Origin of the sequence: Paraburkholderia sp. UCT31, assembly GCF_014397655.1 — a bacterium.
In the GTDB taxonomy this organism is placed as follows: domain Bacteria; phylum Pseudomonadota; class Gammaproteobacteria; order Burkholderiales; family Burkholderiaceae; genus Paraburkholderia; species Paraburkholderia tuberum.
This window is the reverse complement of the sequence record NZ_VZQP01000103.1, coordinates 1-13418: the sequence shown is the minus strand read 5'-3', so window position 1 is coordinate 13418 and position 13418 is coordinate 1. Positions and strand designations below refer to the sequence as shown.

At 61.1% G+C, this 13418-nt stretch carries 9 protein-coding genes and 1 pseudogene; 4 read left to right on the top strand and 6 right to left on the bottom strand.

Translation table 11 applies throughout. The features are described from left to right. Positions 1-816 precede the first annotated feature (816 nt). The 3 genes from F6X40_RS42985 to F6X40_RS39710 all read right to left on the bottom strand — a co-directional run bounded on the left by F6X40_RS42985 (position 817) and on the right by F6X40_RS39710 (position 3326). Entirely contained in the window at positions 817-975 is a 159-nt protein-coding gene (locus F6X40_RS42985; protein ID WP_262421729.1) for a hypothetical protein, read from the bottom strand. 758 nt (positions 976-1733) lie between these two features. After that, entirely contained in the window at positions 1734-2171 is a 438-nt protein-coding gene (locus F6X40_RS39715; protein ID WP_187631640.1) for a hypothetical protein, read from the bottom strand. Between the two features lie 144 nt (positions 2172-2315). After that, entirely contained in the window at positions 2316-3326 is a 1011-nt protein-coding gene (locus F6X40_RS39710; RefSeq protein WP_187631639.1) for a type II toxin-antitoxin system CcdA family antitoxin, read from the bottom strand. 597 nt (positions 3327-3923) lie between these two features. Between F6X40_RS39710 and F6X40_RS39705 the strand changes: the two genes are divergently transcribed. From F6X40_RS39705 to F6X40_RS39695, 3 genes are all read left to right on the top strand, one after another. Beyond that, a complete protein-coding gene (locus F6X40_RS39705; protein WP_187631638.1) occupies positions 3924-5438 on the top strand; it encodes a tetratricopeptide repeat protein in 1515 nt (504 codons plus the stop codon). Positions 5439-5663: 225 nt separating this feature from the next. Continuing rightward, on the top strand, positions 5664-7229 hold the full coding sequence (locus tag F6X40_RS39700) for a DUF4157 domain-containing protein (protein WP_262421728.1): 1566 nt from the start codon (positions 5664-5666) through the stop codon (positions 7227-7229). 59 nt (positions 7230-7288) lie between these two features. Then, entirely contained in the window at positions 7289-7972 is a 684-nt protein-coding gene (locus tag F6X40_RS39695) for a hypothetical protein (RefSeq protein ID WP_187631637.1), read from the top strand. Between the two features lie 770 nt (positions 7973-8742). Here the strand turns inward: F6X40_RS39695 and F6X40_RS39690 are convergent. The 3 genes from F6X40_RS39690 to F6X40_RS39680 are packed head-to-tail and all read right to left on the bottom strand — an operon-like array spanning position 8743 to position 12430. Next, positions 8743-10884 (bottom strand): xanthine dehydrogenase family protein molybdopterin-binding subunit, encoded by a 2142-nt coding sequence (locus tag F6X40_RS39690; RefSeq protein WP_187631636.1) that lies wholly within the window; start codon positions 10882-10884, stop codon positions 8743-8745. Further along, positions 10881-11891 (bottom strand): FAD binding domain-containing protein, encoded by a 1011-nt coding sequence (locus F6X40_RS39685; RefSeq protein ID WP_187631635.1) that lies wholly within the window; start codon positions 11889-11891, stop codon positions 10881-10883. The genes F6X40_RS39690 and F6X40_RS39685 overlap by 4 nt, the downstream gene beginning before the upstream one ends. Further along, positions 11888-12430, bottom strand: a complete 543-nt coding sequence (locus F6X40_RS39680; protein ID WP_184074296.1) for a (2Fe-2S)-binding protein — start codon at positions 12428-12430, stop codon at positions 11888-11890. The genes F6X40_RS39685 and F6X40_RS39680 overlap by 4 nt, the downstream gene beginning before the upstream one ends. Positions 12431-13072: 642 nt before the next feature. Here F6X40_RS39680 and F6X40_RS39675 point away from each other — a divergent pair. Next, positions 13073-13418 (top strand): annotated as a pseudogene (locus F6X40_RS39675) (GGDEF domain-containing protein); the annotation flags it as partial.

Genomic DNA, 13418 nt, shown 5'->3' with positions numbered 1-13418 from the left:
AAATTCCGAGCGTCTCGGACCATCCCGCGGTTTCCTCCCTCGAGGCTTATCCGACGCCTGCCCACACGCGCCGCGGCACACTCACAGCCATGTGAATGAGGGCAGACGTCGAATAACCCTTAACGAAAGTACGCGTTCGTTGAACTCGGTAGCGGCTGTTCGCCGCCGCTCCTCGATGAACGACCGGTGAGCAGCGGTAAGCAGGCACGTCCGCGTCGACACACGAACGACAGCTGTGGCCGAACTGCTGTCTCTGAGGCGCCGTCATGAACGATCGGACCATCTTGTTATCTGCGCTTGAACTCCCAACTGCGCGACCGGCGGCAATGCGGTCTAGAAGACCCATTCAGCGATAACGATAACTTGTTCAACCGAAGGCAGCCAGCCACCCCAGTGTGTCTACGGTGAGTTCGGGATGCGGCGCGACATACGCCGAGCCATGATCGGCAGTCTGAGCGACGCGCGGACCCGCAACGGGAGTCGCTCTCGTGGAAACCGCAGAGATTCATCCTGTCGACAGATATTGGCGCTTCGAGTCCGGGCACGACAGCCTTCAGGGCTTGCATTGAGCCATCCGGTGGGGACGGCGGATCGACACGCAGCCATGGCCCCGGCGTATTGCGGGCGCACTGCTGGCAAACGTCAACGCTCATATGGGCGCTGTCGCCGAAAATCGAGCCAAAGCCGCCACGCCAGTCGAGCGACACGTTTTGTACCACTCCCACTGGTCGTCATCGGCGTCATGCGCCCGCCGCAGCGGTCGCATGTGCAGGCCGCGACCTACCGCACGGTCCTGCCCCGGTATTTGCGCATGACCTACCCCTTTCCCCAGTCCGAGTTTTCCCAGTCCGGCGGCACGAGACCAAGCTGCTTCGCAGTGTCGACCGGCAGGCGCAACAGCACCGTGCCCGGGCCGCGCTCCATGTTCCCGAGCATCGTGACTTCAGCGGCTACACCGTCGAGCTCCAGATACACGACGTCGTCCGGCTCAAGAATCTCGGTGTAGAGATCCCAGCCGGGCTGATCACCCTCTTTCGCCTGATACCTGATGTGGTTCCTGGTACTCGTGAATCCCTGTCCCTTTTGCGAGCGTTTAGCCGATGCCCTAATTGTCGGCGGCCAATCGCTGCAGATACTGGATGCGGTCCGCGGCGCCGCCTCTCATTTCACTGTTCATCATGCGATCCCGGTTGGCCAGAAATGTTCGCGAGGTGCTCCGGCCTTATCCCTTCTTCCCGATGGAGCAGCCGATCTGAATGCGGCCATGACAGACTCGAGTCGATAACCGCAACAGGCTCCGGGGAGCGCCATTGTCGCAATCTCCGATGCCCGGCGTATAGGGTGTATGGCGAGAAGCAGGTTGGCCGAGCGGCCGCGCTGCTTGACGCTTATAAAATTTACAGCGCATTCCAGAACGCCATCATCGCTCATCACCGACCGTGCACCGCACTCGGGTTCCGGAGAGCCTTTCACTATGGGACAATCGATCCCGTTGCTGCAATGGCGGTACAGGAATGGGAGCGAGAGAACGGTGCGTGAGAACTGTCAGGCATCCTGCGGGCAAAATACCCGCTCATCTTCGACGTCAACCCGACAGTCGCTGATGATCTGGATGCCATCCCAACGGTTTTCTCCCTGTGGGGTTTCGAGTGCGGCGACGACTGGTTCGATCTGATCGACATGTTGTGCGCGAAGCTGCAACTTGCTACAAGGCACGGCGCACCGCTCCGGCATCAGCGCTGGCCGTTGAGAAAGTCGAACCGGTCGTGCGCAAAGGCACAGCCGTGGTCAGGAATGCCCGAACCGGCCAGCGTCTCGTCGAAGTACGTTCTGGCCGGTTCAGGAATCTCATCGAGACGTACGTAACGGTAGCCTGCGGCATTCACGTGAACCGTCACCTGCGGTGGCGCGGGTCGCGGCGGTAATGCTTCGCGGCCCTGGTTCAGTGCGGCCGCAACACAGCGCGCAACGAGATCCCATACGCTGCCCGCCCATCTCGGATAGCCGCGCACCGTGGCCCGCGCGCCGACCTGCCGGAGCGCCGCATCGTCCAGGGCCACCCTGTAGTCCGCGAGTGCGCCGCCACTCACGCGCGCGATGTCCGCCGTCGCGATGATCCGCTTTCCCTCTTCCCGTCCACCGGGCAGCAATTCAATGGTGATTCGAAGCATTCGCCTTTCCTTGTGATCTTGTCATCCGGTGCCGCAGTTGCGCGGACGCGCATCGGGTCGAGGACCCGGACATGCGCCGCGATCGCCTGCCCCCCAGCAAATCAGGTCGTCCCGGTGGCTCCGCCCGGACAGCAGAACGCCCCCTCAGAACTTCCAGTAGCCGTCGAGTGGAAGCCCCTGCTGCGCCACGCAAGCGTTGTCGCTTTCGATGGCTTGCGCGTTCTCCTTCCGCCATAACCCGCCCTGCCGGCCGGGCGCGAGGCTGGCTACGTCCCCTTGCGCCACTTGCGACCTGTCGAGGCGATGTTCCTTCGCAACACAGACGACGTCCGCGCGGGCGGCGGCGATCGCGGCGGTGGCATCAACCTGCGTCTCGCACACACCGAGATAGAAGTAGAGCGTCGCGGATGCACCTGGCGCGACCTCCACGCGCTTGCTGAACGCGAGCGATACATCGGGCGCACTGATGTCGGCGTTGTTCTTCAGCGTGCCGTCGGCGTCGAAGCTGTACCAGGCGGACACGGTGGCGCTTTGCGTCGACGCGTCGGCGTTGTTGCCAGCCTGATAGCCGTCGGCCGACTGCAGCGCGCTTAGTAGCACGAACAACTGACCGGACGCCGTCATGTCCGCGATGAACGCGTTTTGTCCAGCGTCGTACCACGCGTGCACCAGTTTGCTCGCATCAAGATTGTTGAGATGGACCTGATCGAGCACGTTGAACGTGACACGCTCGGCGGTCGGATTGGTCAGCGTGTAGCGAACGATGAAGAACGGCTGATCGGGGGGCGCCACAAAGCTGCGGATCAGGTCGAGGCGCGATGGCAACGACGCGCCCTGATAGTTTAGGTAGCGCGCCGTCAGTACGCCTGCGTCATCTGCGCCGCTTTCAAACCACGCTTCGGAGTCGAACTTCTCGGCGTGGCTGTAGGAGATTCCGTTGGTTTCGTCGCGGAAGAACCCTGTGTAGTCGACGATCTGGTTCACCGTCCGGCGCGCTAGAGAGCCGCGCAGGTAATGGAGTTCGCTCAGGCATGGGCCTGTCCATGAAGTGTCGATCTGGCTGAGCTTTGCGGCCTTCCAGACGCCAACGAGATCTCGCCAGTTAGACAGATACAACGCGTGCGTGGGGGTGGCCGAAGGCGAAGTCGGGCTCATAGGCATTCCCTGACGGGTGGCGAATCGGACGCCCGGATCGACGCCGTGAGGCGCAGTCGCGCATTGCGCGCCGACAGCGGTAGCGAGTGACCGCTCGGTCTAGCCAACGCCAGCAATCCGGACGAACTCCGGAAGGATGCCGCCATTCGGGGTCTGCGGGATCACGTCCTGGCGAGCTTGCGCGGCGCCGACACGCGCGCCCGCAGCTTATGGTTAATCATATTAGTACAGCGTCGATCGAATTCAGTGGAACGGCTAGCATGGAGACGCCTTTTCCGATCCGAAGTCCGCCACAATACCGGCGAGAAAGCTCCGTTGATGCATCTCGGTTAGGGTTTCCAAAGCATCGAACTCTTCCCACGAAGTTTGCACAGCGATATGGCCAAGGTTTGGAAATCGAAAGAACGTTGCCTGCAAGATCTTTTTTGCAAAGCTACGTAGGCATCCTATTTTTAATAACGGATACGCCAGACGCCCGCCATAGAAGATCTGCACACGAAACTAGTTCTGACCGTCGACGTAAAGAAACCATTTTCCGGCGAATGCGATCACGCGGTTCCTCACCGTCGCGGAAGTTCGCTGGGTGGATCGAGTCCAATGAAGTGCACAAGCCGCTTTCGTCGCCGGGCGCGCTGTTTGTCCTGCTCCTGCGTCCGCCTCGAGTCGAAGCCAGCAGAGCGCAAACCTGGCCGCTTTGTCGCGCTACTCGATATCGTGACGAAGGCGCTTATTCCGATCCTGCTGGTGTGGTCACTTCTCTTCATCGGGCTCAATATGAAGTCCCGCACGCTGGTCGAGCCTGTTTCCGTGCCGACGGCGTTGAGCGGTACAGGCGTGACGGACCTGGCGTTGCAGCAGGCACTCATCACCCGACTCGACCAACTGATCAGCGACGCGAAACAGACCATGCCGGGCGACATCAAAGACGAGTTTCAGGCGGATGTGCCGCTACCCGTGGTGGATATGCCGGGTACTGGCATCTCCCTGCAGAGCTTCGTCCAATACACGAAACAGTTGCTTGGCATCGACGACGTGGTGATCCGCAGCGTCCTGATTTCAGACACAAAGGGCTACACGGTTCACGTCTATGTCACGGGCCCTTCCCTCGCCCTGGATCAAGAAACCAGCCCTCCTGAGAAGACACCGATGGAAGCACTTTCCGGGGCAGCAAGGCTTGTCATGCAGAATTACGATAAATTCGCCTACGCTTCAGCGCTAGCAACCAACGACAGAACCGCCTGCTACGAGCACGGAAACTGCGATTACACGGAATCGATCAAGGCGTTGCATGAAGTCTTGAAGGATGACACTTACGTTCGCTACCACAAGTGGACTTGGCTCGCCCTTTCGAAAGTGGACGAGGATCGGCACGACTTCGCTGGCGAGGTCACAAAAGCGTTGCTGGCAATCCGTCAAGACCGGACGTTGTTCTGGGCTTACTACAACTGGGGGATAGGGCTTAGCGAGCAAGGATGCGATTCGCAGGCGCTCGCGGCATTCAACGCTGCGCTGCGCTATCGACCGACGTCCGACTTTGTCAACAACGCAGCGGGCAGACAGGCGCTCATCCTCGCGGTTGAAAATGATGGCGTCGACCCGAAGCTGCAGAGAAACTATCTCAACTTCGCGTCGAGCTACCTGACGACGGCTACCTATATCAATCCGGCTTACGCCGAAGCCTATGTGAACCTCGCGAAGGTTCTTCTAACGCTTGGCGATAAGCAGGAGGCTACCGATGCCTTCGACGCCGTTCTGCTTGCCGATTCTCCACAGGTGAGGCGTGCAGACTATTTTGAAAAGCGCGCAAACCTGAAGATCAGCAGCGGTCTCCAGATAACGGGGAGGCAATTGCAATCCGTCATTGCGACATTGGAGGACGCCCACGAAGCTGATTCTCTATGCGGCAACTCCAAACTGGCAGGTACGATCCTCGAAACGAAAGGGTGCCTCTCAGCCGAGGAACTGACGATAGAGCAAAAAGCGGGAAATCAGCTCAAGAATATCCGGCGGCCGCCGGAAAAAAGCCGCACCGGCGCATTGAACTGCGACAGGCAAAGTGTCGAAAAGAACGTTGGGGAACCGAGGCCCGAGCTTTTAGCGCCCGTCTATTGATGCTCGATCGCGCTTGCCATAAAGAACGGCCAGTAACCGGCCAGCGGGTGGGCTGCTACGCTGGCGCCGCTTGATCGCGTACAGCACTGTCGGCAGAGCGGATTACGTCGGTCCAAAGCGCGCGAACCGATCCGTCGCATATGCAAAAGCGGGCTTCAGGTTGACGCACAGCGGCTCAAAGCATGGCACACTGGCTCGTCGTAACTTACGTTTCGTGAGGCGGCCATGTTTGCTTCTAAAATCGTCACGCGTCAGATGAAAGTAGCAGAGAGCTTCGCTGGCACGCGGGCATCTCGGGCAACTCTGCGTCTTCGGCCCCGACAGGGTTCGCGCCTGACGGCCAGCAAGCTTTATGACGAAGACGAACAGAAAGCCTCGCGAGCCAGTTCTAAAACCGGCGGTGTCTCGCGCAATTTCGGCAGCATTCCCACCTCTGCACTTGAGAGTGCGACGGCACCACCCGCAGGCGTCTTGCTGCCAAAACTCGCGATCGGACGGGTCGACGATCCGCTGGAGCGTGCAGCCGAGCGGGTCGCCGATCAGGTGATGCAGAAGCCGGCCCCCGATGTTTCCGTCGCGTCGGCGAATTCGCGCGCTTCGAAAAAATGCGGAGTTTGCGATCAAGAGAACATGCGGACGCTTCAAACCAGGCCCGCCGCTGCTTCCACCGAACGATCCGCTGAAGCTCCAGCTGCGGTGCACGACGTGATTCGATCACCGGGACAGCCTTTGGACTCCGCTACGCGAGCCGATTTCGAGCCGCGCTTTGAACGCGATTTCGGTCAGGTGCGCATTCATCACGACGCGCGAGCCGCAGCATCGGCGCGCGCGGTGCATGCGCTTGCCTACACAGTCGGGCGCGATCTCGTGTTCGGCCAGGGACAGTGGAACCCGCGTGGCGATGCCGGACGGCGGCTTCTCGCTCACGAGCTCGCCCATGTCACTCAGCAGGGCATGTCCCGCCCCCTGCTTCAGCGAGCACCGATACCCGGCTGGAACTTCACGCCATCGGATCTTCAGAATCTGAAGGGCGCCGGCAAGGATCTCACCATTGCACAGGACAGTAGTTGGTTTCCCGCGAAGCTACAGGTGAATCTCCTGAACACGCTGCGATTCGTTCTGGGTCCGAATCTTTCGCCGTCTGGAACCGGGGGAATCAATGTTCTGGACTTCTTCCACGGCCACATCGTGGTGGATAAAAAGGCCCTGCTGGTGGATTGGGAAGGCAATGAGCGGCCTCCTGAGCAGGTGCTGAAGCACGCGAGCGATTTCGAGAGGCAAGAAAAAGCGGCCGCCGCGACAACCCTTGGCGGCAATTTCAAGGAAACCAAGTTCGGTCCGAGTCTGCATTTCGGTAAGTACCCTGTGACCCAGAAGAACCTGCCCGCCTTCACGGCGGCGATCGAGAAGCTCTTGCCAGCCTTTGGAAATGTCCTCGACGAAGCCGCGACCGTACCCGGCGCTGCGGTGATGTACCACACGTTCGAGTTGCTCACGCCTAGCGAGATCGCCGCCAAGGGGCAGAAACTTCGCTCTGAAGATCCTCGCCGACACTATGTCACGCCGCTTGACACGAACATACCAAGACAGTACACGCCGCCATCGGGTGCAAGCTACGAGCAGGAGTATGTCGTTATCGCGCCATTCTCCTTCCTGGTCGACACCGGCGGAGGCGTCCATGTGCGCCCCTTCGCCGCCAGCGCCGGATCGGGCTTCACGTCGCTCGAGCTCAGCACGCTCACGGGCACACCGTTTACCGGAGAACCTTTCCCGGTCCCCCTCGATCATTGAGATTGGGGCATTATGTCCAGCGCATGCGCGCAGCGCCGCCCGCTATCGCACACGGCTCGTTGACCGGCATCACGGACGTGCGTGATGTTTTGATGCTCCGCATGACGATCGAGACCGAAAGTGCGGCGATCCTGGCAAGCGCCGCGGTTCACAGCAAGAATACGGAAATCGAAGGTGCACGAAAACGCATGGTGGAAGCATTCGAAGAGCGCCGTCCGGACCTTGATGAGGATATTGCATTTCATATCGCGACTGCACGTGCGAGCCTGTGCCGGTGCCTAGTGGCCTCCGCCATGACCGCCGCTTTGGCCCCCGCCCTGCTCGAAGTGAGTGCTGCCACTGTGGAACCCATGGTGAAAGCCGTCGTCATGGTCAAAGTCGTGGAAGCGGTGGAAACCGCCGCCAAGGAATACGCATGGCTGGCCGCGAGACGGACACCCGGCATAGAACTCGCATGGATAACTCGGATACGCCGCGCACGTGTTGTAATAACCTGGCTCCGCAGCGCAATCTATCGCGCCAAGCAGCAGCATGGCAAACAGAACCTTTACCTTCATGACGCAAACCTGCCATACCCCGTTCTCTCAATACTCGTCACCATTATTCACAGCCAGTGGCATGGTGGTGGCGCCCTCATCGGATGGCATGTTGTGCGGGACAGGCGGCACGTTTTGTGTGTCCAGTGCCGCTGTCACGGTCCTGATCGCCTATCCACTGCCGCTGCCGCTGCATCGACAGAATGACTCAGTTTACACCGTTCGATCCAGTTGATAACCAGACTTGCTTTCTTGAAAGTGAAGTAGACGGCGACCAGAGAAAGCACGAATGCCGCGATCGATATCCAAGTTGAAATGTTCATATATGGTTGCGCGCAAAATGGAGCACATTCATAGGGACCGGTCAGCAGCAATGCAATATCTGCTTCATTCTCGTCACAACCCGCCAGCGGTGCAGCGATGGGTGCGAGCCAGGCTGGACAGATCGCATCATAGCTTTGCGTCTCGACTGTAAATCCATTGGCTCACGATTCACAAGGTGGAAAGCGGCTCCTGAATGTCGGCATTCAACGATGAATTCTTGAGTGAACGAGCATCTGAGATGCCGTAGCAGCAACGCTGGCCCCAGCCGAACCGTTCGCCAGCGGAACACCGATGATCACCACATTTATAGGATGGTCGGTTCCTCGTTCTTATGGAAAGCTTCGCATCAGGCCGAACATCAGACGCCAAAACCACTGGCCCTGTCCACGCTTGCTGGCCTCGCGTTTCAGATTCTGCTTAACTATCCGTCATGCAACGTCTGGTTTAACGATCCGCGCAAACGCCCAACATCGGCCCCAACTTACCGTTCAGCTTTCCCTTTAAATTTTTCCGCCTTTTGCTTTATTCGACAGGGGTTGTGACAAGTTAAGCAAAAAATGACTCGATGATCATCTTTCGCTTAACTGAAAATATCCGCGCAAAACTGCGGTGCCGTCCGTCCTGAGCACTCAACTCACGACCGAGCCGCATTGCTATCCCGCAGCGGCGTGCTGACTCGAAAGGCCTGCCAGTATCTTGCCCGGCAAAATGGGCAGGTCGCGCACACGCAAGCCAATGGCGTCGTAGACGGCTGCGGCCACTGCGGCATCCACGCCGGTCGCGCCGAGTTCTCCGATGCCGCGGGTACCGATCGCACTTGCATGCGGATCATACTCACTGACGAAGTGGATCTTGATATCGAGCGGAATGTCCGCATTCACCGGGACCGCCACGTTCGACAGATTCTTCGCGAGCCAGCCACCGGTATTGGGCTCCTGCACGCTTTCTTCCATCGTCGCCTTGCCCCAACCCCAGATGATCGCGCCCGTCATCTGGCTTCGCGCCGTTTTCGGATTGATAATCCGGCCCGCGGAATAGGCACCCACCGCCCGGCGCAAGCGCACGAGGCCAAGCTCGGGATCGACGCCTACTTCGACAAAGATCGCACCCCACGTCCGCATCGCGTATGGCGTACCGTCGCCGTCCGCGCTGAAGCTGGCGCCACCCGGAAGCGTGAACGCACCGTCCGCGACCATCTCCGGTAGATTAGCCCGCCGCAGGCTCGCGCGAACGTCTTTCCCGCCGAGCGCATCGAGCTTCGCGTTGATTTCCCGGCAAGCCAGTGCGATCGCGCTTCCCGTGCTGCCCGTGGCGCTCGATCCATAGACGGGACTCGCCGGGTGAAGGTTGGTATCGCCCCACACAATCGACACGTTCTCGATCGGCAAGCCCAGCTCTTCGGCCGCGATCTGGCAAAAGACCGTCTGCGTGCCGGTGCCGATATCGTGCGTGTTCGCCTCGATCAGCGCCGTGCCGTCGGACCTCAGGCGCACGCGCGCCCCGCCGGGAAAGCGGAAATTGCCCATTGAGCTCGTCGCCATCCCATGTCCGATGCGCCACGCTCCGTCTCGTCGTGGCGTCTCGCCGCGCGTGCGCCAGCCATAAAGGCGCGCACCTTCCTCATATGCGTCGCGAAGCTTTTTTGACGACCAGGGCTTGTTCGTATGCGGATCGACCTCGGCGTAGTTCGCCAGTCGTAGATCCAGCGGATCGATCTTCAGCGCCACGGCGAGTTCGTCCATCGCGCTTTCGAGCGCCCATAGCCCCGGACCTTCCACCGGCGCGCGCATTGGCGTGGGCACGTTGATGTTGCGCCGCTCCAGCCACTGCTTGGTGCGAATGGCGGGCGACGCATAAAGCGTCTTGCTTGCTTCGCTTGCGGGCTCCAGATGCGTGTCCGCAATCGCGCTCGAATTGACGATTTCGTGATCGATGGCGCTGAGCCGGCCGTCCGCCGTTGCCGCAAGCTTGATGTCCTGTTTCACCCACGGCTGATAGCCGACGCAGACGAACTGATCGTGACGCCGCAGATGAAGCTTCACGGGCCGCCCCGCGACGCGTGCCGCGGCGGCGGCAAGAATCTGGTGCGGCCACACATATCCCTTCGAGCCGAACCCGCCGCCCGTGTGCGGTGCGATCACGTGAATGTCGTCCGGCCTCATGCCGAGTGCCGCGGCTACGACAAGCGGCACATTCTCGCTCGCCTGAACCGCATCCCACAGCGTGAGCTTGCCGTGCTCGAATCGCGCAACGGTGCCCGATGTCTCCATCGCATTGTGGTGACGCGCGGCTTGAATATACGTCGCCGCCACGCTTGCCTGTGCAATTCCGAAAATCGCATCGACGTCGCCCATCTCCAGATCGTCGCCGAGCATGCGTGGCTCGGGCGGCGGCTCGCGCGTCGCGGCGCCGGGAAGGACGGGGTCGTCGCGCTCGCAACGGACAAGCACGGCATCGCGGCCGGCTTCCGCCGCCTCGATGGATTCCGCAAGCACGATTGCGACCGGCTCGCCTTCGTACCGAATCGCGTCGTTTTGCAACGGCAGTGCGAGCACCGCCGCTGGCGGCTGAACCGCACCGAATCGCGGCATATCGTGCGCGGTAAGCACCCGCACCACACCCGGTAAGGTAAGTGCCGCGGTGGCATCCACGTCGATCAGCCGGCCCGACGCGACGGGCGCGCCGACCAACGCTGCATGAAGCGTGCCGGGCGGCGTGTTGTCAGCCGCGAATTTCGCCTGTCCCGTGACCTTCGCCTGGCCTTCCACGCGGGAGACCGCCGTGCCGATGCTCATGATCGCCCTGCTGCCGTCAGTAACGCACGCACCGCGGCATTGCGCGCCATCGTCACCTTGTAGCCATTGTGAGCGAGCGGCCGGGCGTCGCTCATTGCCGCGTCGACAATCGGCGTGACCGCTTCCTTGGTCGGCGCCTGCCCGGCCAGCGACGCCTCCGCGGCTGGAAGGCGCCACGGACGTTGCGCCACCGAGCCAAGTGCAATGCGCGCCGACACAATGCGATCCCGATCGAGCTCCACGGATGCGGCTGCCGAGACCAGCGCATATTCGTAGCTGGCGCGCTCGCGGACTTTTACGTAGGCCGATCGTGCGTCCGCGCGGATGGGTATGTGAAAGGAGACGATCACTTCGTCGGCAGCCAGTCTCGTCTCGAGCCGGGCGGCATCGCCGCCCATGCCGGCCGCTTCCTGCTGCGTCAGGTGGAACTCCGTCATCTTGATCATTCGACCGCCGTTCGGCCCGATGACCTCAGCTGTCGCATCCAGACAAGCCAGTGCCACAGCCGGATCGGACGGTTGAACCGCGACGCATGCATCGGTCCAGCCAAAAATTGCATGCCGTTCGTTGATGCCATTGCGCGCGGGGCAGCCCGACCCGGGATTGCGCTTGTTGCAGCCCCATGGCAACGGCGCTTCCGAACGAAAATAAGCGCATCGCGTCTTTTGCATCACATTGCCGCCGAGCGTCGCGCGGTTGCGCACCTGCGCCGAGGCGGCGAGCAGACAGGCTTGAGCCAGCGCGCTCGCGTGGGCGCCGACGAGCGCGTCTTCACCGATCACGTTCAGGTCCGTCAGCGCGCCGATCACCAGATCGTCACGCTCGCGCACAATACGAACGAGACCTGTGAGTCCACCGACATCGATGACGCGATCGGGCGCTGCGATGCCGAGCCGCATCCAGTTGAGCAGCTCCGTACCGCCCGCGATGATCGCCACGTTGCCTGCCGCCAACGACGCGACTACCTGTTGCGCGGTTGCGCCACGCGCGTATTCGAAGTTTTTCATCGTTCGTGCCCGGCCGCGCCGGCGGCATCGAGCACAGCCGCCGCGATCTGCGGATAGCAAGAGCAGCGGCACAGATTGCCGCTCATCCATTCGCGAACGCTCGCCTCATCGGTCGCGTGCCCTTCAGCGATGCAGGCGACCGCGGAGACGATTTGCCCGGGCGTGCAATAGCCGCACTGAAAGGCATCGTGCTCGATAAATGCCTGCTGTACCGGATGCAGCGTCCCGTCGGAGGCGGCCAGACCTTCGACAGTCGTGACCTCGCAGCCTTCACATTGCACGACGAGCGTCAGACAGCTGTTCATCCGCTTGCCGTCGACCAGCACGGTGCAGGTGCCGCATGCGCCTTCGTTACAGCCCTTCTTGGCGCCGCTGAGACCCGAGTCTTCGCGCAACCAGTCCAGCAGCGTGACGCGCGGGTTCACCGTAGCGGCCCGCGGCTGGCCGTTCACACGCATCGCCACCGTGATGCTGCTTGACCAAGGCAGCCCGGCGTCTCCATTTGGAGCTAATTGCTCCCCGAAAGTAGCGTCGTCCATTCCCAATTCCTTGCCGGTTTCAACAATCACTCTGCTTGTATATAGACCATATGGAGTTGATATCAAGGGACGATATCCCTCCTGCTTCCGCACCGTCTCCCAAAGAATCGATCCGGCTCGAACTGCAACGGCGAGCTGCGCGCATGCACTCGCTCGACACTTGCAAGCGGGCCAGCGTCAGCGGGCGCAGAACACGGTTCCACGCGGAAGACCGCGACCGAGGCGCGATGAGTGCCGCGCCGGCATACGCCAGCGAAAAGGACAACCCATTGCGCGGGATTGGGGGCGACTGGATCGCCAGTCTGGATGAATGACGCGACATGATCCCTCCCGAAACGTGGTTCGTGGAAAGTCGTCGTCGCGGAACGCAGATTGTTGCGACCAGGCAAGGCGCGAAAGCCGCCATACCGCACAACACAGCCTAATGGTAGCAGCGCGTTTCAAAAGACCCACCGGTATTTGGGCATGCACCCGGTGCTTGCTGGTACCGCTTCAAGCGTGGATGTGTGTCGGTCGCCGCGGCGGCAGGAATGGCGGTTCAACCCTCGGAAGCGGACGGAGAGAGCGGCAAGAAGCATTGGTCGCCGGCAAAAGCGATAGAATGCCCACTCTGCAAAAGACAATATTGACGGGGTAGACGGCATGGAGCGGCCGGGCGCGCAGCGTTGGCATGAGCAAACGTTTCTAGGTGTCTTTCGCGGACAACCTGAGAAGGAGCAGGCGTTCCTCCGGATATGCCTGGGCACGGTCGTGTTGATCGGCTATATCGCCGTCGCCGCGCTCCAACGCACGGCCGCCGCGTATGACACTCTGGGCGTGGTTTTCGCATACGTTGTATTCGGCGTGGCGACATACGTAGCCGCGACCGCCGCGACAGGTCGGCCGCGCCTTCGATTGACGGTCACCACCATTGCAGACCAGGCGCTTGTCATGACTGCCTTGGCGCTCGGCGGGCGCGTGGCGCTGCCCTTGCTCTGGGTCGTGTTCT